This window comes from Isobaculum melis (assembly GCF_900111355.1).
GTDB classification, from domain to species: Bacteria; Bacillota; Bacilli; order Lactobacillales; family Carnobacteriaceae; genus Isobaculum; species Isobaculum melis.
The window spans coordinates 95,806-120,286 of sequence record NZ_FOHA01000002.1 but is presented as its reverse complement, the minus strand read 5'-3'; the positions used below and the strand labels follow the sequence as shown (position 1 = coordinate 120,286).

The window sequence follows — 24,481 nt, the reverse complement described above, 5'->3', positions numbered from 1 at the left end:
GGACATAGTGGAACATTTACGAAAATATTTAATAGCAAGCACCTTGTTTCTCTTTTTGATGGCACCTGTGCAAATTTTAGTACAGTTAACCACTTTAACTTCTATTGTCCCTTTAGCTGTTTATAGTGGCATCATCATTTTATTAGGATTATGGGTCAAAGATAAGTTTGTGCGCTATTTCGGTCAGCTAATGGCGTTTATTGTTTTGAATTATATCCTCTTTATTCCTGTTTTTCAGCAAGGACTGCAACCTTTACAAAGTATTCGCTTTTTATTGAGCCAGCAAGAGGGACAACTATTAATCATTGCGACTGCAATTTTTATTTGTATGGTAAATCTCGCTTTTGATTATGCCCATTGGAAAATATCATTTATCATTATTTTCTTTTTTCTGATCCTGTCACAGGTTATGAAGCAAACAGTGATTTTTAAAGAATTAATCGTCTTTTTACTTGCTAGTTTAGTCTTAGCCTTTCTTTTAGAACAAAGGAATCTATTGAAACATCAAGAACGAGTGAAGCTAACCGGTTTGGTTTTCTTCCTATTAGCCATTAGCTTAGTAAGTGGTCTTGCATTCCCTCAACAGCTTTCTCAGCCACTCTCACAAGCAACAGCTTATGTGCAGCAGGAATTGGGTCAAACAAATTTTTATCAATTATTTAATCAAGGAAAACCTCAAAATAAAACAGGATATGATGATAATGATAGTGAACTAGGAGGGCCATTGGAGCAAGATGACACACCTGTTTTTAAAGCAACTTTTCATCAAGGCAAGCCAGAAACAGCTTTTTATTGGCGGATTGAAGCAAAAGATGTTTATACAGGTAAAGGCTGGCAAGCTTCTAGTGATCAAGGAAATAAGGAAAACCTTGGAAGCTGGTTCAATCAAACTACCCCTTATTTGTCTCCTGAAGCACATAAAATCACGATTCAAACACAAAAGAGTAGCTCTTATTTTGTGTTACCTTATGGTGAAAATCATTTTTCTCTGTCAAATCATCAGGGAAATGAGACGATAGTTGAACAGAAAAGTACTGGGAAAGTAATGCCTCATGCTAGCTGGAATGTACAAGAATATACACTCATCAATAAAGAACCAGCTTATACAATTGAACAATTACAGCATGCTGACTTTAGCCAGAGAGCATCTGGCATCAACAGGATCTATACACAATTACCAGAGTCTGTGCCACAAAGGGTCTATGAGCTTGCCCAAACACTAACGATGGGGAGAACAACAACATATGATCAAGTAGCTGCAATTGAAGAGTATTTAAAGAATAGTGGTACCTATTCGTATAGTCAACAAAAAGCCAAGCAGACACCAAAAAATCAAGATTATGTAGACTATTTCCTTTTTGATGAAAAAATTGGCTATTGTGATAATTTTGCTTCATCAATGGTGGTCTTAAGTCGAACCCTAGGTATTCCAGCGCGTTGGGTGAAAGGATTTACTTTAGGGAATTTAGTGGAATCAAATGAAGCCAGTGTTTCTTATCAAGTGACAAATGCTGAGGCACATTCATGGGTAGAAATTTATTTTCCAGAGATTGGCTGGGTTCCTTTTGATCCAACAACAGGTTTTGGTTTAGCACAAACGGATTCACAAATAGAAAATCAAGAATCCAATGAAGAGGGAGAGACAGCAAAAGACTCAACTTCTGGAAATCTGGAAAACAATCTTTATCAAGACCAAAATGCAACGAGTCTGTTTAGTAAAAATCAATTGATCCTACTCGTCATTGCCTTTTTCGTATTAATAGGTGGATTGTGTTATGGCTTCCGTTTAAAACTAAGAATCAACAAGCTAAATAGGTATTTAAAGAAAGAACAGGCTGAATTTGGTAGAAGCTTTGCTCAACTCCTGCTTATTTTTGAAGCGTATCAAAAGAAAGCAGCAGGCAAAACAATTCGTGATTATGGGAAACATTTTATTGAATTGGAGCCACAATTGAGCGAACCTCTTTTATTCTTATTAAATAGATATGAAGCAATTGAGTTTGGACAAGCTCAAAATGAACGAATGCAACCAGTTGATCGAGCTGCTTTTAAAAAAATCATCGCAGTGCTTCAAGAAAGTAAAAGACTTCGTCAAAATAACGTCAAATAAAAAAATCTAGTTTAGCTGAAATCAGATGCTAAACTAGATTTTTTAATGCATAAAATGTCTAAAATGTATGAAATTTTAATAGAAATGCCATAAAATCGGAAAAAATTAAAAAAAGTTGAAAAAAATTTATGCATAAAATCAAAAAAAGGAAAGTTGTTCAATGGGTTTAGAAAACGTTTTCAACATGTTTTTGCAGGTTTATGAATAATTATAAAAAAGGAGAAATAAATGAGAAATTCATCACATTTTGCTTGTCGGTTTAATCGAATCTTAGGGGAAATAAAGGCTTATCATAAGAGATGTAAGTGAGATAAAAAATATTAGGAGGTCGTCAAAATGACACAACCAATTCACGTCTTTTCAGAAATTGGCCGATTAAAAACAGTAATGTTACATCGACCAGGAAAAGAGCTAGAAAATTTAGTACCTGATTATTTAGAAAGATTATTGTTCGATGATATTCCGTTTTTAGAACAAGCGCAAAAAGAGCATGATAATTTTGCAAATATCTTACGTGAAAATGATGTTGAAGTTGTTTATTTAGAAGATTTAGCTGCTGAGGCGTTAACTAGCAATGAACTTCGTGAACAATTTGTAGATGAATATTTAAATGAAGCTTCTATTAAAGGTTCAAAACGTAAAGCACAATTACGTGAACTATTACTTTCAATTAAAGATAATAAAGAACTGATTGAAAAAACAATGGCTGGTGTTCAAAAAGCTGAATTACCTGAATTAAAATCAAAAAACTTGTCTGACATGGTGGAATCTGATTATCCATTTGCAATTGATCCAATGCCAAACTTATACTTCACACGGGATCCATTTGCAACAATGGGAAATGGTGTTTCATTAAACCATATGTACTCAGTAACAAGAAATCGTGAAACAATTTATGGCAAATATATTTTCTCTTATCACCCAAGATTTAAAGATGCTGATATCCCGATGGTTTATGACCGGACAGAGTCAACTAGAATTGAAGGTGGAGATGAGTTAGTTCTTTCTAAAGATATTGTTGCAGTTGGTATTTCTCAAAGAACCGATGCAGCTTCTATTGAAAAATTAGCAAAAAATATCTTTGATAAAAAATTAGGCTTTAAAAAAGTCTTGGCTTTTGGAATTGCAAACAATCGTAAATTTATGCACTTAGATACGGTCTTTACGATGGTTGACTACGATAAATTCTCAATTCATCCAGAAATTGAAGGCGGCTTGACTGTTTATTCAATCACTGAAGGTGAAAATGGTTTAGATATCGTTGCAGAGACTGACACATTAGAACACATTTTAGCGAAAAACTTAGGTGTTGAGCAAGTTACTTTAATCCGTTGTGGCGGTGGAAACTTAACAGCTGCAGCCCGGGAACAATGGAATGATGGTTCAAATACATTAACAATTGCTCCAGGTGAAGTAGTGGTTTATGACCGTAATACCATTACAAATAAAAAATTAGAAGAAGCAGGCGTGAAATTACACGTGATGCCAGGTAGTGAATTAGTTCGTGGTCGTGGGGGCCCTCGTTGTATGAGTATGCCTTTAGTCCGTGAAGATTTACCAAAATAAAACCCAAATCGAGAGGATGAACCATTATGACAAAACAAGTATTTCAAGGACGTAGCTTATTAGCAGAAAAAGATTTTACACGTGCTGAATTAGAGTATTTAGTAGATTTCTCAGCACATTTAAAAGATTTGAAAAAACGTGGCATTCCACATCACTATTTAGAAGGCAAAAATATTGCGTTATTATTTGAAAAAACTTCAACTCGTACACGTGCTGCTTTTACAACAGCTGCAATTGATTTAGGTGCACATCCTGAATATTTAGGTAAAAATGATATTCAATTAGGTAAAAAAGAATCTGTTGAAGATACTGCTAAAGTTTTAGGTAGTATGTTTGATGGGATTGAATTCCGCGGCTTTAGCCAAAAAGTTGTCGAAGGATTAGCTGAATTCTCAGGCGTTCCTGTTTGGAATGGTTTAACAGATGAATGGCATCCAACACAAATGATTGCTGACTTCTTAACTGTCAAAGAAAACTTGGGACGTTTAGAAGGCGTAACATTAGTTTATGTGGGAGATGGCCGTAATAACATGGCGAATAGCTTACTTGTAACTGGTGCTATTTTAGGCGTAAATATCCGTATTTGCTCACCTAAATCTTTATTCCCAGAAAAAGAAGTAGTGGATATGGCTGAAGGCTTTGCAAAAGAATCAGGTAGCAAATTAGTCATCTCTGATAATGTGGCTGAAACGGTTAAAGGCGCTGATGTGCTTTATACTGACGTTTGGGTATCAATGGGTGAGGAAGATAAATTCGCTGAACGTATTGAATTATTAACACCTTATCAAATCAATATGGATATGGTAAAACAAACTGGTAATGAAGATTTAATCGTTTTACACTGTTTACCAGCTTTCCATGATGCTGAAACTGAATATGGTCAAGATGTAAAAGAAAAATTCGGTATTACTGCAATGGAAATTACAGATGAAGTATTCCGCAGCAAATATGGTCGTCAATTTGATCAAGCTGAAAATAGAATGCATTCAATTAAAGCGATTATGGCTGCTACTCTTGGTAACTTATTTATTCCTCGTGTATAAGTAGCACCTTTAAGTTTGGACATTAGAGCATAGAGGGAACGGTTAGTACCTCTATGCTTTCTTTATGGAAATAAGTAATCATATAGGAGGATATCATCATGGAGGAAGAAAAAAAATTAGGTCTTGTTCCTTTAGTAGCCTTAGTTGTAGGCTCAATTGTCGGTGGTGGTGTATTTAACTTAATGGCCGATATGTCTAAGGAGGCTTCTCTTGGGGGCATTATTATAGGTTGGCTTGTTGCTGGATTTGGGATGGCAATGTTAGCTTTCTCTTTCCAAAATTTAACTGCAAAGCGGCCAGACTTAGACGCTGGGATTTATAGTTATGCACGTGAAGGTTTTGGTAAGTATATGGGCTTTAATGCTGCTTGGGGTTATTGGTTAGCAGCTTGGTTAGGTAACGTTGCTTATGGTACGTTATTATTTAGTGCGGTTGGTTATTTCTTCTCTATTTTTGGAGATGGTCAAAACCTAGCATCTGTGATTGGCGCATCTGTTATGCTTTGGTTAGTGCATGCGTTGATTCTAAAAGGGGTAGAAACGGCTTCTGTTATTAATACAATTGTAACAATTGCCAAAATGATTCCACTTGCAATTTTCTTTGTAACAATGATTGTTGCTTTTAAATTAGATGTCTTTACTGCTGATTTCTGGGGTACTTTATCTGGTCATTTTGAATTAGGCGATATCATGGGCCAAGTTAAGGGAACCATGCTTGTAACGGTTTGGGTATTTACAGGGATTGAAGGCGCGGTTGTTTTCTCAGGTCGTGCGAAGAAAAAATCCGATATTGGTAAAGCCACTATTTTAGGTCTTATTACTGTTATTTCAATCTATATGTTAACAACTGTCTTATCAATGGCTGTTATGACTCGTCCAGAATTAGCTGAACTAAAACAACCAGCAATGGCTTACTTATTAGAAAGTGTTGTTGGCGAATGGGGCGCTATTTTAATTAATGCAGGTGTAATTGTATCTGTTTTAGGTGCTTGGCTAGCATGGACAATGTTCGCTGCAGAATTACCATTCCAAGCAGCAAAACAAGGTAGCTTCCCTAAATTATTTGCAAAAGAAAATAAAAATGGAGCACCAGTTAACTCTTTAATTTTCACAAATATTTTAATCCAAATTTTCTTATTTACTTTCTTAATTAGCTCAGCAGCTTATAAATTTGCCTTTTCACTCGCTTCATCAGCAATTTTAATTCCATATGTGTTTACTGGCTTCTATCAATTGAAATATTCAATTCAAGAAAAAGCTGGTACACCAAATCGGACAAGAAATATTATTGTTGGTATTTTAGCTAGTATTTATGGGGTTTGGTTAGTCTATGCGGGAGGCATTGATTTCTTCTTATTAACCATGCTACTCTTTGCACCAGGTATCTTTATCTATGCTTGGGTTCAAAAGGAAAATAAAGAAAAATTATTTACAAAAAATGAAATTATTTGTGCCGCTGTTATTGTTGGCTTGTTCCTATTCTGTATCTATCAAATTGCAACAGGCGCAATTGATTTAAGCACATTATAAAAAGGAAGGGTGTTGTCAGATGAAAAAACGTAAAATTGTTGTAGCACTTGGAGGAAATGCCATTTTATCAACAGATGCGAGTGCAAAAGCACAGCAAGAAGCATTAGAAAAAACAGCAGAGTATCTTGTTCAATTTATTGAAAGAGGCGATGATTTAATCATTTCTCATGGGAATGGTCCTCAAGTTGGTAACCTTTTATTACAACAAGCGGCTGCACATTCTGAAAAAAATCCAGCAATGCCATTAGATACTTGTGTTGCAATGACAGAAGGTAGTATTGGTTACTGGATGCAAAATGCAATGGGTAAATCAATGTTAAAACGTGGCATTGATAAAGATGTTGTTTCATTAGTGACACAAGTTATTGTTGATAAAGAAGATCCAGCTTTTGCAAATCCAACCAAACCAATTGGTCCATTTTTAACTGAGCAAGAAGCAGAGCTTGAAATGCAACAAACACAAGTTACCTTTAAAGAAGATGCAGGACGTGGCTGGCGTAAAGTCGTTGCTTCGCCAAAACCTGTTAGCATCAAAGAATATCGTGTTGTAAATCAACTGGTTGAAAGTGGTGTTGTTACTATTTCAGTTGGTGGCGGTGGTATCCCTGTGATTGAAGAAAATGGTGAATTACATGGTGTTGAAGCTGTCATTGACAAAGATTTTGCTTCTCAAAAATTAGCTGAATTAGTTGAAGCAGATTTACTAATTGTCTTAACTGGTGTGGATAATGTTTTTGTGAACTATAACCAACCAGATCAAAAGAAATTAGAAACTGTTACAGTAGCAGAATTAAAAGAATATATCAGTCAAAATCAGTTTGCACCAGGAAGTATGTTACCAAAAGTTGAAGCAGCAATTGCTTTTGTAGAGAATCATCCAGCTGGAAAAGCGATCATCACATCATTAGAGAATATTGAACACATCCTAGATGAAGATGCAGGAACAATTGTAACAAAATAAACCAAAAGGAGAAAAACTAGCAAACTTATGAAAATGAGGGTGTTAGTTTTTCTTTTTTAGTAAATTCTAGTATAATATATACAGAGGGATGCGTATATTGTATAAAAATACTTGATTCATTGATATTATTACAAAAAAGAATAGATGATAGCGAAACTTCAGTAATAAATCATGTATAAAAAATGATTTATATGTAGTAACGAACCAATTCAATACCTTTAAAAGTAAATCACAATAGGGGGATATGAGCAATGGAAAAAGTCAGAAGAGATCCAACTTATCTTCAAAAGCTGCGGCGGGAAGAGTTATTTGTAGGTTTTACTGATGAAGAGTTTGATATCATTCAAAGCAATCTCTTTATGAGGCATTATAAAAAAGGGCAAATTTTATTTGATGAAGGGGATCGAAGGGATCGTGTTTATTTCTTACGAAAAGGTTTAGTTAGATTAGAACGCTATGATGAAAGTGCAACATTTAGTTATTTTGATTATGTAAAAAAGCATACACTATTTCCTTATGGTGGGATGTTCCATGATGAGGACTACCATTATTCAGCTTATGCGGTAACAGACATTGAAGTATATTATATTCCAATGCAATTGTTTGAGGAAACGGTGAAAAATAATCAAGAACAGCTGATTTATGTTTTTCATAAGCTATCTAAAATTTTAGAAAATCATGAAGTAAGATTACAGCGTTGCTTAACATCAAGTGCTACTGAACGCATTGAACAAGCTTTAGCCATCCTAATGAAAGATTTAGGAGAAGCCATTGCCCCTCATATTGTTGAGATTCCTTATCCAATTACTTTAAAGGAGCTTGCCACAATGAGTGGAACAACAAGAGAAACAGTAGGACATACGATTAAGAAGCTGAAACAAGAGAAAAAAATTGAATATGAGCATAAAATGTTTGTATTTTCAGATATTCATTATTTTAAGGCACATGGGTAATCGTGGTTAAGCCATTAGGAATGCTTGTACAAACATTGAAACACTTTTCAATTTTTTTGGAAAGTGTTTTTTGCTGCATGTTTTAAATTTATTCTTGGAAAAAGAGGAATGACTATCTATGATACGCCCGGTATGTTATAATTTAAACTGATGAATCAAAGCTTGAATAAAGGAGGAGACGTGCAAATGGCAGAAAGTCTTCAGTTAGTAATTATTACAGGAATGAGTGGTGCTGGTAAAACAGTAGCCATGCAGAGTTTTGAAGATATGGGGTACTTTTGTGTAGATAATATGCCTCCTAGCTTATTACCGAAATTTTGGGAGCTGGTGAAAGAATCAGGTAAAGTGACAAAAATTGCATTAGTTATCGATTTACGATCACGTGCCTTTTTTGATGAAATTTTATCAGCCATTGGAGATATGGATAATACTTCTTTTATCACAACTAAAATACTATTTTTAGATGCCAGCGATGAGGAATTGGTCTCTCGTTATAAAGAAACAAGAAGAGCCCATCCACTTGCAAGAGATGGCCGTGTCATGGATGGTATTCGTAATGAACGTGTTTTATTAAATGAAATTAAAGGCCGTGCGCAATCTGTTATTGATACGACTAGTTTGTCACCTCGTGTGTTAAGAGAGAAAATTATTGATGATTTTAAAACAACTGATACGACTTTATTTAGAATTGAAGTTTTATCTTTCGGCTTTAAATACGGAATACCAATTGATGCAGATATCGTGATGGATGTGCGCTTTTTACCTAATCCACACTATATTGACTCTTTACGCCCTTTAACGGGGAAAGATGAAGCGGTTTATGAATATGTGATGCAACAGCCTGAAACAGAAGCTTTCTATACTAAATTCATGGACTTACTGGAATATGTGATGCCAGGTTATAAAAAAGAAGGTAAAAATAATGTAACAATTGCCATTGGTTGTACAGGTGGACAACATCGTTCTGTGGCTTTAACCGAGCGAATTGGCCATAAATTATCAGCTGATTATAAAGTTAATATTTCTCATCGAGATATTCAAAAAAGGAAAGAAACGGTAAATCGATCATGATCAAAAAAAGTAGAAGACCAAACATTGTGGTGATTGGCGGTGGCACAGGATTACCTGTCATTTTAAGAGGATTACGTGCTCAAAAGGCAAATTTAACAGCCATTGTCACAGTTGCTGATGATGGTGGCAGTAGCGGTACCTTAAGAGAAACGATTAATATTATTCCACCAGGAGATATTCGTAATGTCCTTGTTTCTTTAGCTGATTTAAGCCCAACATTAGAGAGTATTTTTCAATATCGTTTTAATAGTGATGATGAATTTCTATCTGGTCATGCCATTGGTAATTTAATTATTTCGGCATTAACAGAGATGAAAGGAAGCATTTTTGAAGCAATTGAAGTATTATCAGAGTTAATGCATGTAGATGGACAGGTTTTACCAGCAGCGGAAGAAGCCTTAATTTTACATGCTGAATTTGAGGATGGGACAACAGTTAAAGGGGAATCTAAAATTGCTTTAGATCGTAAAGCAATTAAAAAAGTTCATGTTGAAACCTTAAATGAGGAAAAACCAAAAGCATCTCCTAAAGTGATTGAGGCTATTATGGAAGCTGATATGGTTGTCTTAGGACCAGGTAGCTTATTTACAAGTATTTTACCTAATCTGATGGTTGAGGATATTGGAAAAGCAGTCTGTGAAACGAAAGCAGAAGTGGTTTATATTTGCAATATTATGACCCAGTTAGGTGAAACAGAGAATTTTTCAGATGCAGATCATATTCGTGTGCTACATCAACACTTAGGTCAGCCTTTTGTCAATACTGTCCTTGTGAATACCGAACCAGTACCAGAAAATTATATGGATAAAGAAAAATACAATGAATATTTATTACAAGTGCGTCATAATTTTAATGGCTTAAGAGAAGAGCAATGTCGTGTGATTTCTGCTAACTTTTTAAAATTACGAGATCAAGGTGTTTTTCATGATGGTGATCAAGTGGTTGCAGAGCTGTTTCACTTAGTATTTGGCGCTTAAAGGAGAGGAGGGGCTAAGATGTCTTATGCATCTGATGTCAAAAAAGAATTAACAACATTAGAAGTTCATTTTGAACATGCAAAAGCTGAATTAGCAGCATTAATTAGAATGAATGGTGCAGTAAGTCTCTCAAATAAGCAATTTATTTTAAGTGTTCAAACTGAAAATGCAGCCATTGCGAGAAGGATTTATGTCTTATTAAAAGATCATTATGCAGTTGAAAGTGAATTGTTGGTTCGTAGAAAAATGAAATTAAAGAAAAACAATGTCTATATTGTGCGTTTAAAACAGGGAACACAGAAGGTACTTGCTGATTTAGACATTATGAATGGCTTAACCTTTAATAGTCATGTCGCAGAAGAGATTATGACAAATGAGCAAAAAATGCGTTCTTATTTAAGAGGTGCTTTTTTAGCAGGTGGCTCAGTGAATAATCCTGAAACAAGCCGTTATCATTTAGAAATCTACTCGATTTATGAGACTCATAATCAAGATATTTGTACGATGATGAATGAATTTGGCTTGAATGCCCGCACTTTAGAAAGAAGAAATGGCTATATTACTTATTTAAAAGAAGCAGAGAAAATTGCGGATTTCCTAGCATTGATTGGTGCTACCAATGGCATGTTGAAATTTGAAGATGTCCGAATTGTTCGAGATATGAGAAATTCAGTCAATCGTCTGGTAAATTGTGAAACAGCCAATTTGAATAAAACCATTGATGCTGCTGGAAAGCAAATTGAAAATATTGAGTATATTGAGGCAACAGTTGGCTTAGCTGAGTTACCTGAAAAGCTCCAAGAAATTGCTTTAATGCGTTTGCAGCATCCTGATATTAGTTTGAAAGAATTAGGAGAAATCATTCCTAGTGGTGCAATTAGCAAATCTGGCATTAATCATCGTTTACGAAAGCTCAATGAATTTGCCGATAAGTTACGAATGAAGCAGGGATAAACGAAAAGGAGTGTTCAATATGCAATCAAAATTATTAGCACCATATGAAATCAGAGAGATGACCTTTAAGAATCGTGTGGTAATGTCGCCAATGTGTATGTATGCTGTTGAGAAAAAAGATGGAATCGTCACTGATTTTCATTTCACACATTATGGGAGTCGAGCGGTTGGACAAGTTGGTTTAATCATGCTAGAAGCCACTGCAGTTTTACCTGAAGGTCGTATTTCCGAGCAAGATTTAGGTATTTGGTCTGATGATCAGATTGCAGGCTTAAAAAAATTAGTAGCGCATCTACATAAAAGTGGTGCAAAAGTTGGGATTCAATTAGCCCATGCAGGGAGAAAAGCGCAGGTTCCTGGTCCAATTTATAGTGCAACAAAACTGGCTTTTAGTGAGAAATATCAAACACCAGAAGCATTAACAATTCCACAAATTGAAACAGTTGTAAGTGCGTTTCAAAAAGCTGTCAAACGAGCAGAAGCTGCTGGTTTTGATGTGATTGAAATTCATGCTGCTCATGGTTATTTAGTCAATCAATTCTTATCTCCTTTAGTGAATAGGAGAGAAGATCAATATGGTGGACCAATTGGCAATCGTTATCAGTTTTTAAATGAAATTATTGAAGCAGTTCGAAGCGAATGGACTAAGCCTTTATTTGTAAGAATTTCAGCTGAAGACTATGCACAAGAAGGGGTTCATCTGGAGGATTATCTAATGATGAGCAGATGGCTGCGGGATCAAGGCGTTGACTTGATTGATGTATCTACAGGTGGTGTGATTCCATTAGAAGCTTATGATGTATACCCTGGCTATCAAGTACAGTATGCGGATAGGATTCGTAAAAAAGTTGGGATTGCGACTGGTGCAGTTGGGATGATTACAACTGGTAACCAAGCAGAGGAAATTTTAAGAAATGAGCGAGCAGATTTGGTGTTTATTGGACGTGAACTTTTAAGAGATCCTTACTGGGTTAAAACATCAGCAAAATTGTTAAATGCAGAAGATCAATTAGAAGTCCCAACTCCTTATCAAAGAGGTTGGCGTTAAATTTGTAAGACAATAGAGATGATTTCTCTATTGTCTTTTTTGTTTTATTTTTTTAAAGTGGTAGCAATATAAGCTAGATTTTTTATCTAGTTTCGATATGCCTATTTTGATTTTAAGAGACTTTTTAGTTTTCAGAGAAATTGATTTGAACGATTTTTTATTGAAAAAAACACAATCCTTAAGTTTTATGTTTTTTGATAATAGGATTTCTTTATTGTGATATAATATTATATTGGCATAAGTCAAAATTTCATAATCTGACTATGGAGGATACGAAAATGAAAATGAAAAGAAAAAGTAGTCTATTACTATTAACACTATTAATAACACAAGCCTGTTTTTTTAATTATCCAACAATTGCAGCAGAGGAAATATCAGATCAATTGAGTGAAGATGAGATATCATCAGGAGTCATACTTGAGGATAATGAAATAAACGAAATTGACAATCTAGAAGTCAATTTACCATCTCTGGATGATGAAAAAATAAAAGAAACAGAAAGCTTAAAAGAAGAAGAGCAAAATACATATCAGGAAAAAGAAGTAGTACAACAGCATAAAATTGAACCTACAGTAGAGGAAATACCAGTTACAGTTCAGCAAAAAAACGAAGTGTCACAGCTAAGTGTCACTGATATTGTATCAGTTCAAACTGAAGCTGAGCTACGTGCGGAATTAGCAGATATAGATAATATTCCAGGAGAAACAAAAGTCATTACAATTACATCAAATATGCAATTAAATGCTGCTATTCCAATTACATTGAATCATCAAAAAAATGTGGTCATTCAAGGAACAAGTGAAACAGTCGTATTACAAGCCGCAGCTGGACAAAAACATTTCACAGTAAATGGTACAGGTGCAGCAAGCCTTACTTTTAAAAACTTGACATTAAAGGGTGCAATGGAAGATAGCTATGCAGCAACTGAACAATTAGATTTAGCAACGATTACTAATGCAACAAATGGTGGTGGCGTTGTTGGTACCTACATAAATGGTGAAGTTCATTTTGACCATGTTACTTTTACTCAAAATAAGAGTGCTCGTTACACAGGAAATGCAAGTGCTTTTGAAGTGAATGCAAAAAAAGCAACCTTTGAACAATGTCTATTTTTAACTAATTTTTCTGGTGAGGGTGGTGCAGCTATTCGGTTAGATTCAGGAAATAATGAGAATACCATTTTAGAAATTAACAATACTTCTTTTATTAATAATGCATCTAGCGGATCCAATATTGCTGGGGGTGCGATTTACCTAAAAGGTGGAACCAATCCAGCAACGATTCAGCATAGTTATTTTGCTAAGAATCAAAACAAAGCTGGTGGGAAAATAATGGCTGGTGGCGGGGCCATTGGCATTGCTCAAGGTAGTCGTCCGATTACAATTGATTATTCGGTCTTTAAAGAAAATAGCGTACATGAGCCTAATCCAGAAGATACAGGATTTTTCCCAGGATTAGTATCTGATGGCGGGGCATTTTATGCAAATAGAGGTGCAGGTCCCTTAAAAATTACTCATTCTACATTTGAACAAAATACAGCATATGATGAAGGTGGTGCTGTTTCATTTGTATTGTCTGACAATCCAGAAAATTTAATTGAGAATTCAACTTTTGTTGGGAATACATCACAAGGCTTACAGCCTGCAGATGGTATTGACGGTGCAGGTGCAATTGAAATTTCTGGTAATAGCTCGATTACAAGTTATGCAACCATTGTCAGCAACACCTTCTATGACAATACTGCTGAAAAAGGTAAGAGTGCTAGAGGGAACAAAGGTGCAGCAGTCTCTTATATTTATGGAGCTGGTAGAGTTGAAAATAATTTAATGAGTGGGAACCGCGCAGATGCTACGGTAACTGAGGAGATGAATTTCTATTTAGACACACGCTCAAAAAATAATGTTTCAGTAGCTGCTAATGTTATTGATCAAGAAGCAACAGCAGTTTATGGTGTCTTACCGTTTGGTTTGCTCCAACTTGGTCAAGAAACAGCAGGAAAAGCTGGATCAGTACCTGTTCAAACGATACCAATTCGTCCAGAAGGCTTAGCTGATGATGTTGGTGTGACAGATTTAAGTGTCGATCAAAATGGTCATAAACGTAGCACTACAAATCAAGATGTTGGTGCAATTGAAATCAAATGGGTAAAATATGTTACAAATTTAACAGGAAGTGATTGGAGCTTAGCGCGTCCATCTAACTATGATGGTAGAACTTATTATGAAACAGAAAATCCAATGGAGTTATATCAGGTCTACAATACAGATGAAGCAGTAACCACCTTTGTTAAGCCAAATGAGCCTGAGCAAAAAGTTTTTGTTGGCTGGAATACAGAAGCTGATGGATCAGGAACTAGCTATTCAGCAGATACAGCTAATGGCTTAATAGCAAGTGAAAATTTGACTTTATATGGTCAATGGGAAGATGTAAAAGTAGATACTTACCATGTCTATTATGATGGAAATGGTGCGAATACAGGAGACAACCCAGTTGATGCTAAAGAGTATCTTCTCGAAGATACAGTTGCTATACAGGACTTGGGAAACTTAAGCTATAGCAACCACCAATTTACTGGTTGGAATACAAAAGCAGATGGTACTGGAAAATTTTTCGCACCTAATGCTAGCTTTGCTGTGAATGAATGGTTAGCGGAATTTAATGCAGACCGTTCAATGACGCTTTATGCACAATGGAAAATGGAAGAAGTACCAGAAAAACCTATACTACCAAACGATAAAATGGATAAAGAAGCAGGTCAAAATTCACCACAGAAAGTTGAAAAGGAAAAAGCTCAATTACCTCAAACTAGTGAAAAAACAAATCATGGCTTCATTCTTTTAGGAATGCTACTTGTGATGCTAACAGGAAAACAAGTCATCAAAAATAAACAGCATACTGAATAATCGTCGTGCCTTTTAGAATTGTCATGCCTCTTAGGAGTTTTAATCCTTAGAGACATGATACAGATCGAACTTTGTTCGACTCTGAACCTTACCTTTTAAAATGACTTTGTGAACAAGTAAGTACTATGCAACAATGAATCACTGTATTCTTCATAATTCTTCGCAAATCTACCGCATTTCATGATTAGTTATTCATGTGATTGTAACGAAATATAGTTGAAGTGGCTGACTTTTGGCTATCGTTTGATAGAAGATATATATATTGGTGGGACGTAACTAGATGAAAAGTCTAGCTGATGTTCCACCTTTTTGTATCTGCCATACTTCATTAGAGTTTCAAACGAAGTCTCATAGTTTGAAGAAACCTCACAAAATGCTAAAGTTAGATTGATTTGTCAACTATCCGTTCACATGAGTGATTTTGATTGTCTAGAAAAATAAAAATAATAGTTATGTAAAGGTTTATATTATATCTGGAGAGTTTATTTTGATTGGTTAAATTTTTTTTTAAAATGTTTACTTTTTTTATTTTTTTCAAGAAAATTAAATCACTATTTAGTTGCAAAATATTTTGGTTTTAATCTCTTTTATTCCTTTTATTATATGCTTTTTTATTTATTTATTTTTTCTTTTAATAGTAAAACGCATGCAGTGAAATAAGAACAACTTTATTTAGTAAAACGAATATGTTAGAATGAAGAAAACAGAATAGTATTTTGATATAGGAGGGGTAACTGTGGGACAATTGCTTTTTGTGGACGATGATCCTAACTATCAATTAGTCATTAAAGATTTATTAGAACTCGAAGGGTATCAAGTAACAGTGGCCAGTCATGCTGCACAAGGTTTGGTATTATTCAAAGAAAATTATTATGATTTGGTGATTAGTGATTTAAAAATGGCCTCTATTGATGGTTTACAATTTCTAACTTTACTCAGAAAAATAGATCCAATGGTCAAAGTCATCTTATTAACAGGTTCTAATGAAGATCAAGATGAAATTAATGGTTTAAATTTAGATGTGAATGACTACATAAAAAAACCCGTTTCAATGGAGGTTCTCTTAAAAAGAATTGAGAAAGCAATCAGAGAAAACCGTCAGATAATTAAACAGGAATTGACGAGTGAATCTTCAGCTATTTTAGTTGATTTAAAACAAAGAAAAGTCTATCAAGAAGGGACTTTTATTGAAGTAACACTAAAAGAATACGAGTTATTAGTCTTCTTATTAGAAAATAAAAATGTTGTCTTAACAAGAGAAAAAATTATTCGAGAAGTTTGGCATATGAGTGAGAACTTTGTTGATTTACGGACGGTTGATACACATATCAAAAAAATTAGGGCAAAATTGAATCTATCTAATATTTATTCTATTCGAGGTGTTGGCTATGAATGGATTGAATGAGGTAGATCTAAAATTAGATAAAAGAAAAAAATGGCGGAAAAGTTTATATTTTATTGCGGTTATTTATTTTTTTGTCTTTTTAGGTATGATGACACTGATTCACTACTTGCCTAAGATTTATCAAGAGCTTGAGCAAGAGCATATTGTGAAAGTCAAAAAAGAAATTGATACGATTTTAGAAGAGACAAGTATTGAAAATATAGAAGCTTCATTGACCAAATTAAATCAGGATGAACAACTAGATTTAGTTGTTTTACTACCAGAAGAAACGGTTTTTTCTACTAGAAAAACAACAGACTTTGAAGTGTTAGCAGAAGCAATAAAGCCAGAAGCCTTAAGCTATCAAAGTGTTTATGAGAAAAAGACACCTTTAGGTGAAATGCTCATCTTTTTAGCGATTTACCATTTACCCGATCAACAATTTTTTGAAGTCATGATGCGTATTTTATTTATAGGCATCTTTATTTTAAGCGGCATCTTAATTGTGATGATTGTACTTGTTTTCAAAAATTTAATTCGACCAATCAATCGTTTAAAAGAAAATATTGCTAAGCTTAAAACCTATCATCTTTCAGAAGTTGAAACAGTGGAAACCAAAACAGAGTATGATGTACTTTCTGAGGAATTAAGTGAGTTTACAGATGATTTAAAAGGGAAAATAAATACGATTGATCAAAAGTATACAATGTTAGAAAGACAATTACAGGCTGGACAAGAAAAGGCTATCTATGAGAAACAATTATTAACCTCACTTGTTCATGACTTAAAGACACCTCTTAATATCTCCTTGCTAAACATAGAAAAATTAAAAGAAAATAAGTCGAGTCAAGCTGACATGGCGCAATATTTAACTGGATTGGAAGAAAATCAAACAAAATTAATGTTAGAAATCAATGATATGTTAAAGCTCATGTATACAGAATCAGCAGCTGAACAGCAGCAAAAAGTGCGGACAATTGACCTGATTAAAACAGTAAGAGATACAATCCGTTTATTTTTACCAGTATTTAAAGAAAAAAATATTCGTTATACCATTGATGTGGTCCAAACAATTGAAAGTACGATTACCCCTATTGAATTAAAACAACTACTGCATAATATGATTTCTAATGTTTGCCAGTATGCAGATAAAAATGGAGAATTTATCTTAACCATTTATGAGGAAAATCAGGCGCTCCATATTGAGGCCTATAATGACAAAATAGAAGTTGATTCAATTGATTTTGAACATGTATTTGACTTGTTTTATCATGTGGATAGTGTTGATTCAAAATTTGGTAGTGGGATTGGGATGTATACGATTAAAAATACAGTGGAGCATTTAAACGGTAGCTGTCATTTTTATCCAACAGAAAAAGGTGTCCTATTAAATCTGACAATGCCACTCATCACAAAGGATGATGATGCCTCATGAAAAAGAAGTTGATTGTTAGCTGTCTCCTTTTGATGCTATCTGTTTTGATCTTGCCCCAGCAGGTAAACGCAGAAGAGGTGATTTATTCATCTGAGCAGGAAGCAAAGGAAGAAAAATTTAAAGAATTAGTAGACAAAGGTGTCGCTGTGGGTACTTATCCGATTTATATTCGATTTCAACATTCTCAGCAAGTCATGGAGAAGCTCATTTATTTAACCTTAAAAGAAAAAAATACCATCATTCAGGGAAACATTGCGATTGATGTGCAAGATATTTCTGTCACTGAAGCAGAGGTTGCACAATTAAGCGAGGCTGAGTGGATTGCTCGAACACATGCCAAGGCTTGGTCAACAGTAAATCCACAAACGACATTCCCAATTAGAGTAGATAGCCAAAATGTCAAAAGCCAAGCTGGTCAATATACCTTACTTTTTTATACAGAAGAGAATGTCCAAACCAAGGCGGTTGTAACGGTTCAAAAAAAAGCAGTACCAAATGCTTATCAAAAAAATAAAGAGCAACCGGGCTATGAAAATTATTTACAGCAAAATAAAGTGGGCTGGCAATTATTTGAAAAATGGTATGGTCTATTTCTACAAATAGTTTTATTTCTGATGCTCGTTTTACCTTGTCTTCTTTTCATCCTACAATATTTGGCTACGAATAAGCTGGTCAAGAAAACCATTCAATCAATATTTGTTGCAACAGATAAAAAAATGGATTAGACCTATTCTAATCCATTTTTATTGTCTTGATGTTACATGCTTAAATGATTTATCTTGCTTGTTCACAAAAAACACAAAAGTTACGCAATAGAACTTTGTATTAAAAGTTGATTCTACCTAAAATGAAGTTGTTGATAGTGTTTTTGTTTTTTATGGATAGTATTTTATTTGGGCGAAGGAGAATTGAAATGAAGAAAATAACGAGAAAATTAATGTTTATCAGCTTAGTCCTGTTGATGATAATGAGTCAAACAAACTTAGTTGGTTATGCAATGATGACACAAACGAATGCTACAACAGAGAATGAAACAGAAACTGTAACAGAAAATACAGAAGAAGAAGCTGTAGTGGAGGAAGAGGAAGTAACTGAGCCAGAAGTAATTGAAGAATTACCTCAGGCAGAGACTTTAGAGTTACCTCAACAACCTCAATTACCGACTAAAGTAGAAGAAGAGGAACAAGAAAAAATAGCCCTCCCTAATGCTGATGAAAATACAGCAAGAATAGCTCCTTATAAGGCTGGATTTTTAATTTTTGATGGGAAAGATATCACAACAAATAAAGTGTTTGAATATAGAGGAGACGATTTATATTCAACAGCTAGAACACTAAGTGTGAATGCTCACTTTCCAACAGATACAGCAACTACAAATCGTAAAGTAGAAATTCAATTGAATAACCTTTTACAAATTAAAAATGCGCCAGGAATGGTAGCTGATACTGACAATCTCTGGAAATTTGATGCGAGTCAGTTAACAACTCAACTACAAGGTGTGGTGATTAATGCCACCTTTATTCCAGCAGAAAAAATCGCAGGTAAAAACACAGGTGCAGGAAAAATCATTTATGAATTTTCACCAGGAACAGAAAGTGCCATTCTTGACTTTAGTGTTTATCTCAATCCAACCTATGGATTAACTGAATCGGCTACAAGTTCATCTTTAAACCCAATTATTGTAACAGCAACTTATTATCAAGCTGGTACTGAGATTATCAGTGATACTGAAACGATTGAGGAAATTAAATTACAAGCACGTACTGGTATACATTCTCGTTGGTTAATAGGGAATTTTTCAAGATTTCAAAAGCCAGGTGAAATGGGTACATTAAAATTAGTAGGTTCCGGATATCTTAATACTGCGGCAAATGGTAATGAACTTGCACTGATCAAAGCAAGTACATATGTACTAAAAATAGATAAAAGAATTGAGCTTTTAGGCATTAAAGAAACGGTGGGAATAGGTTCAGCTGAGATTACCGCGATTGATTCAACTAGCGATTCTGACTATAATTTTGTTACAGTTGAGTTGAAAGAATATACAAATGGCGGTGCTTCACAAATCACATTTGACTATAAAATTCCAGATGATGCACAAGATGCAGCAGCATTTATTCCTATGCAAATAACAAGTGCATTTCCAGCTGAAATTACAACAGTGGACGATAAAATTTTTGAAACAAAAGAGCAGATTCTTGGGGCACCATCAGCTAAGATAACAATAGTTGCTACTGCACATGATGTGTTAAGCACAGATAAATATGGTGGACCACCTACATTAAGTTTTACTGAGTCACAAAAGATGGAAACAAACTTATTAGGTGGTTTTAGACTGTTTAGTAAAAGTCCAGATGCTATTAGTAATCAAACTGTACAACTTGACTTCAGTCAAGCTGCTTCAACAGTTGGCGTGACATTAGTTGTTATTCCACAAATCACAGATGTCCAAGTTCAAAATATTGAAGTGTTGTCAACAAAAGGCAATAAATATCAGTTACAAAGTACGGGAGCTACAAGTATTTCAGCCAAAGATCTAGGTATTCTTGATGAAGATGAATACATCGAAAATATGTCTTGGGATTATGTAGGAACTATTCCACCTAATTGGAATTCTACTTCTCTTACTTTACCGTTTAATAGTGTAAATAATATTCCTGTTAAATATTTTGGTAAATTGCTCCAAGTTCCTGCATCAAAAGAATATAAAGCTACTATTTCAGTTGTCCAAACTGAAAAAGGCTTAACTGATCCAAGTGCTGAAAAAACAACTGAAGTCATTAGAATTACAGAACCAGATAAATTTACTTATGCTAGTTCAAGTAATTTAAATACGACAAAAGTAAGTGGTACAACATTTGAAGCAAGAGCAAGCTTTAATTTTTATAATTATAAATACTCAGATTATTCTCCTCTTCGTGTAAAAGGATTTAATGTCTATTTGCGTGAAACAGAATATCTTAGTATTAATGAAGCTAAAATTAGCACTACATGGAAGGGTAAGACCTATAGTGTATCAGATGGTACTTTATTGGTAACAACGACAGTAGATAATACGGGTAGCAAAGTTTATAAATTATCGTTGCCAGATGTTACTTTAGGCTATGGGAATGATAAAGCTATACTATTTCCAGGTTTTGTAGTTAATTATGAAATAAAAATTAAAAATAGTGCACCAACGATTTCAATTAATACTAGCGACTTAGCTCAAATTGAAGCGTCAGATACCAATATTTTAGCATACGGTAGTGGCTCAGCATTTGCTTATCAAGGGAAAAATACTTTTGATGTAACAGGGAGTGGTAACACAAATCAACCATTAGGTGTTTTACCAAGCACTCAAGCATTCAATATCCAAGCACAAAAGGATTTTTCAGTAACAACAGCAGCTAATTTAAATAATGGCCCTTGGGTCAGCTATGATTATGATAGTAATAGCTCAATTATTGACTTAAACCCAAGTGGTGATGCGAAATACCAATTAACAGTTGCGAATAATTCAGGGACAACCATTAATGGCTATACAGCACTTGTTCCTATCCCAAAAGCTGGTGAAAAAACAGATTTAACGCCAGCAAGTCCTAGTGATTTTGATGCAAGTGTGCATATTCAAAAAGAAGCCTTTAATTGGACAGCTTCCTTGTTAAACCCAGTGACACCAACAGGTAGCTTAAGCTATCAAGTACTTTATGCAACAACTTATGAAACCGATAAAGATTCTGCTAATTTTAAACCATGGAATGCCATTACAAATAAAGAGGACATTCGAATGGTCAAAATTGTCACAAATGATGACATTACAGATGGTTTTAGTGAAGCAATTGACTTTAAGCTTTCCTTAACAGATCCGAATGCAGATACAAATGCAGGAAAAATAAATATTTATTCTGCTCGTGTCTATCGCTCAATTATGGGAACAGCAGGCTATAAGCCAAGTGAACCAATCGCAATTCGTTTACGCACAGGCGTCATTAAAGGACAAGCTTTTGATGATAGCAACCGTAATGGCTTAAAAGAAGCAACTGAAAAAGGACGAAATGGTGTTTCAGTTTTAGCCTATGAGGCAGGAACTACAAACCTCATTGAAACAACAACGACACAAAAAATCAATGGAATTGATGGTAGTTATGAATTCTTAGGTTTAGATAAAAATCAAAAAGTCGATATTGTCTTTATGAATCCAAATACAAATGGTTCAACACGTTTTTCACCTGTGACAACTGGTGGAAGTACAGCAACTGCTACAGCAGATTATAGTAAAGCAACAACTAGTGATTTAACACCAAGTGCAACGCAGTTTGATCAAGTTCATGTTGGTATCATTACACCAATTACCATGACATTTAATGCTGGAAAAGGAAGTACAGCACAACAAACAGTGAAGAAATATCCTGGTGAAACCCTTACAGATGAACCAGATGCTGTTTTGACTGGACATACCTTAAAAGGATGGTATGATCAAGCAACAAATGGTACAAAAGTAACTTTCCCTTATGCCGTTGGTACAAAAGATATGACGTTATATGCACAATATACAGTCAATGATTATACGTTAACCTTAGATAATGAAGGGGCTACAACAACAGAAACAGTTACCTTTGATACGTTAGCAACAGAACCAACAGCACCAACTAAAGAAGGCTATACCTTTACAGGTTGGTATGATGCAGTAACAGCCGGCAATAAATGGGACTTTGCAAGCAATAAAATGCCTGCTAAAGATGTCACTTTATATGCCCAATATACAGTTAATGATTATACGTTAACCTTAGACAATGAGGGTGTTACAACAGCACAAACAGTCACCTTTGATACACTAGCAACAGAACCAACAGCACCAACTAAAGAAGGCTATACTTTTACAGGTTGGTATGATGCAGCAACAGCCGGCAATAAGTGGGATTTTGCAAACAATAAAATGCCTGCTAAGGATGTCACTTTATATGCCCAATATACAGTTAATGATTATACGTTAACCTTAGATAATGAGGGTGTTACAACAGTACAAACAGTCACCTTTGATACACTAGCAACAGAACCAACAGCACCAACTAAAGAGGGCTATACCTTTATAGGTTGGTATGATGCAGCAACAGCTGGTAATAAATGGGACTTTTCAAGCAATAAAATGCCTGCTAAAGATGTCACTTTATATGCCCAATATACAGTTAATCATTATACAATTACCTTTAACAACCAAGGAACCATGACAACAGAAAGTGGAGCATTTGATCAGTTATTAACTGCACCGACTGAGCCAACAAAACCTGGTTATCATTTTACAGGTTGGAAAGAAATGGTAAGTGGTAAGCTTTGGAATTTTGCAGTTGATAAGGTTCCAGCTTCTGATATTACCCTTATTTCACAATTTGAAGCAGACAACCAAACCATTACATTCAATGTAAATGGTGGCGATGAAGCATCAAAACCAGCTGATATTGTCGCACCAACAGATAGTAAGATTGACTTAAATGGTCTTATCGCAACAAAACCAGGTTATCAATTTATAGGTTGGTTTGATAGTGATACGCAAGTCAGTGGAACCACCACGATGCCAGTAGGAGGCTTAGCTTTAACTGCTCATTGGACTGCAGAAAATCAAGTCGTGCATTTTGATACAAATGGTGGGACAGGCGTTTCATCAATTGTGGCACCAACAGATAGTACAATTGATTTAGCTGCACAAATGACAACTAGAGCAGGCTATACTTTTAAAGGCTGGTATGATGCAGATGACACCTTGGTAACAGGAAATTATCTTGTCCCAGCTGGTGGTATGACATTAACAGCTAAGTGGCATGCAGATGACCAAACCATTACCTTTGATATCAATGGTGGGGATACTGCTACAAAACCAGCAGATATGATTGCACCAACAGATACAATGATTCAACTCTCTGAAGTAGAAGATCCAACTAGATTTGGCTTTAAATTTGCTGGCTGGTTTGATGAGCAAGGAAATAAAATGAGTGATTCCTTTGCTATGCCAGCTGATGGTTTAGCTCTTAAAGCAGAGTGGATTGATTTAATCGCTACAGGTGTTTGGAAAATTGAAGCTGAAAATATTGAAATGACAGTGGATGAATTCTTAGCATTACAAGAAGATGGGGACTTAAATCAAGAAATTTTAACCCGCAGTCATGCAAAAGCTTGGGATGATGAAACAAATGAAGTCTTAACACCGTTAGCGGTTAATATCGGGAATTTCGAAAATCAAGCAGTTAAAGGCTCGTATCCTGTAACCATTTCTTATTCATTACCTAGCAAACGAACAAGAGCAGAGGAGACAGAAGAGCAAGTGAGTCAATTAGTTACTGAGATTCAATTGACATTGACTCAAACAGAAGAAACCACAGCAGTTGAGGATGCAACAGTAAATCCAACAGCTGATGATGCAGCAGAAACTAAAAAAACGGACGATCAAGCCTTACCTATGACAGGAAGTAAAAATCAACAAAATAGTCTAGTGATTGGGATGACCTTAATTGTGGCAGGAATTGGTTTCTTCTTATATGAAAGAAAAAAGAAAACAACTAGATAACAGAAA

At 34.9% G+C, this 24,481-nt stretch carries 15 protein-coding genes; all 15 read left to right on the top strand.

The features are described 5' to 3' along the window. Window positions 1-7: 7 nt before the first annotated feature. Window positions 8-2,110 (top strand): transglutaminase TgpA family protein, encoded by a 2,103-nt coding sequence (locus tag BMW29_RS02335; protein WP_092649908.1) that lies wholly within the window; start codon window positions 8-10, stop codon window positions 2,108-2,110. Window positions 2,111-2,446: 336 nt separating this feature from the next. After that, window positions 2,447-3,676: an arginine deiminase gene (gene arcA / locus BMW29_RS02330; RefSeq protein WP_092649906.1), complete on the top strand. Its 1,230-nt coding sequence runs from the start codon at window positions 2,447-2,449 to the stop codon at window positions 3,674-3,676. Between the two features lie 26 nt (window positions 3,677-3,702). Beyond that, window positions 3,703-4,719 (top strand): ornithine carbamoyltransferase, encoded by a 1,017-nt coding sequence (argF, locus tag BMW29_RS02325; RefSeq protein WP_092649904.1) that lies wholly within the window; start codon window positions 3,703-3,705, stop codon window positions 4,717-4,719. A gap of 98 nt (window positions 4,720-4,817) precedes the next feature. Then, window positions 4,818-6,248, top strand: a complete 1,431-nt coding sequence (arcD, locus tag BMW29_RS02320) for an arginine-ornithine antiporter (protein WP_092649902.1) — start codon at window positions 4,818-4,820, stop codon at window positions 6,246-6,248. 19 nt (window positions 6,249-6,267) lie between these two features. Next, complete coding sequence (arcC, locus tag BMW29_RS02315) at window positions 6,268-7,209, top strand: carbamate kinase (protein ID WP_092649900.1); 942 nt, start codon at window positions 6,268-6,270, stop codon at window positions 7,207-7,209. 251 nt (window positions 7,210-7,460) lie between these two features. Next, a complete protein-coding gene (locus BMW29_RS02310) occupies window positions 7,461-8,162 on the top strand; it encodes a Crp/Fnr family transcriptional regulator (RefSeq protein ID WP_092649898.1) in 702 nt (233 codons plus the stop codon). A gap of 186 nt (window positions 8,163-8,348) precedes the next feature. Continuing rightward, window positions 8,349-9,233: an RNase adapter RapZ gene (gene rapZ / locus BMW29_RS02305; protein WP_092649896.1), complete on the top strand. Its 885-nt coding sequence runs from the start codon at window positions 8,349-8,351 to the stop codon at window positions 9,231-9,233. After that, complete coding sequence (locus tag BMW29_RS02300) at window positions 9,230-10,210, top strand: gluconeogenesis factor YvcK family protein (protein WP_092649894.1); 981 nt, start codon at window positions 9,230-9,232, stop codon at window positions 10,208-10,210. Before rapZ ends, BMW29_RS02300 begins: the two co-directional genes overlap by 4 nt. 18 nt (window positions 10,211-10,228) lie before the next feature. Continuing rightward, window positions 10,229-11,164: a DNA-binding protein WhiA gene (whiA, locus tag BMW29_RS02295; RefSeq protein WP_092649892.1), complete on the top strand. Its 936-nt coding sequence runs from the start codon at window positions 10,229-10,231 to the stop codon at window positions 11,162-11,164. A gap of 19 nt (window positions 11,165-11,183) precedes the next feature. Next, entirely contained in the window at window positions 11,184-12,212 is a 1,029-nt protein-coding gene (gene namA, locus BMW29_RS02290; protein WP_092649890.1) for an NADPH dehydrogenase NamA, read from the top strand. Between the two features lie 278 nt (window positions 12,213-12,490). Continuing rightward, window positions 12,491-15,115 (top strand): InlB B-repeat-containing protein, encoded by a 2,625-nt coding sequence (locus BMW29_RS02285; protein WP_177165648.1) that lies wholly within the window; start codon window positions 12,491-12,493, stop codon window positions 15,113-15,115. Window positions 15,116-15,851: 736 nt separating this feature from the next. Beyond that, on the top strand, window positions 15,852-16,520 hold the full coding sequence (locus tag BMW29_RS02280) for a response regulator transcription factor (RefSeq protein WP_092649886.1): 669 nt from the start codon (window positions 15,852-15,854) through the stop codon (window positions 16,518-16,520). Beyond that, window positions 16,504-17,934, top strand: a complete 1,431-nt coding sequence (locus tag BMW29_RS02275; RefSeq protein WP_092649884.1) for a sensor histidine kinase — start codon at window positions 16,504-16,506, stop codon at window positions 17,932-17,934. The genes BMW29_RS02280 and BMW29_RS02275 overlap by 17 nt, the downstream gene beginning before the upstream one ends. Then, window positions 17,931-18,659 carry a hypothetical protein gene (locus BMW29_RS02270; protein WP_092649882.1) on the top strand — a complete coding sequence of 243 codons (729 nt, stop codon included), beginning with the start codon at window positions 17,931-17,933 and terminating at the stop codon, window positions 18,657-18,659. Before BMW29_RS02275 ends, BMW29_RS02270 begins: the two co-directional genes overlap by 4 nt. Before the next feature lie 188 nt (window positions 18,660-18,847). Beyond that, window positions 18,848-24,475, top strand: a complete 5,628-nt coding sequence (locus BMW29_RS02265; protein WP_177165647.1) for an InlB B-repeat-containing protein — start codon at window positions 18,848-18,850, stop codon at window positions 24,473-24,475. The last annotated feature ends 6 nt before the right edge of the window (window positions 24,476-24,481 follow it).

What these genes read in the sequence shown, in the direction of transcription:
- arcA (WP_092649906.1), top strand. Translation starts at nt 2,447, where the DNA reads ATGACACAACCAATTCACGTCTTTTCAGAAATTGGCCGATTAAAAACA.
- argF (WP_092649904.1), top strand. Translation starts at nt 3,703, where the DNA reads ATGACAAAACAAGTATTTCAAGGACGTAGCTTATTAGCAGAAAAAGAT.
- arcD (WP_092649902.1), top strand. Translation starts at nt 4,818, where the DNA reads ATGGAGGAAGAAAAAAAATTAGGTCTTGTTCCTTTAGTAGCCTTAGTT.
- arcC (WP_092649900.1), top strand. Translation starts at nt 6,268, where the DNA reads ATGAAAAAACGTAAAATTGTTGTAGCACTTGGAGGAAATGCCATTTTA.
- BMW29_RS02310 (WP_092649898.1), top strand. Translation starts at nt 7,461, where the DNA reads ATGGAAAAAGTCAGAAGAGATCCAACTTATCTTCAAAAGCTGCGGCGG.
- rapZ (WP_092649896.1), top strand. Translation starts at nt 8,349, where the DNA reads ATGGCAGAAAGTCTTCAGTTAGTAATTATTACAGGAATGAGTGGTGCT.
- BMW29_RS02300 (WP_092649894.1), top strand. Translation starts at nt 9,230, where the DNA reads ATGATCAAAAAAAGTAGAAGACCAAACATTGTGGTGATTGGCGGTGGC.
- whiA (WP_092649892.1), top strand. Translation starts at nt 10,229, where the DNA reads ATGTCTTATGCATCTGATGTCAAAAAAGAATTAACAACATTAGAAGTT.
- namA (WP_092649890.1), top strand. Translation starts at nt 11,184, where the DNA reads ATGCAATCAAAATTATTAGCACCATATGAAATCAGAGAGATGACCTTT.
- BMW29_RS02285 (WP_177165648.1), top strand. Translation starts at nt 12,491, where the DNA reads ATGAAAATGAAAAGAAAAAGTAGTCTATTACTATTAACACTATTAATA.
- BMW29_RS02275 (WP_092649884.1), top strand. Translation starts at nt 16,504, where the DNA reads ATGAATGGATTGAATGAGGTAGATCTAAAATTAGATAAAAGAAAAAAA.
- BMW29_RS02270 (WP_092649882.1), top strand. Translation starts at nt 17,931, where the DNA reads ATGAAAAAGAAGTTGATTGTTAGCTGTCTCCTTTTGATGCTATCTGTT.
- BMW29_RS02265 (WP_177165647.1), top strand. Translation starts at nt 18,848, where the DNA reads ATGAAGAAAATAACGAGAAAATTAATGTTTATCAGCTTAGTCCTGTTG.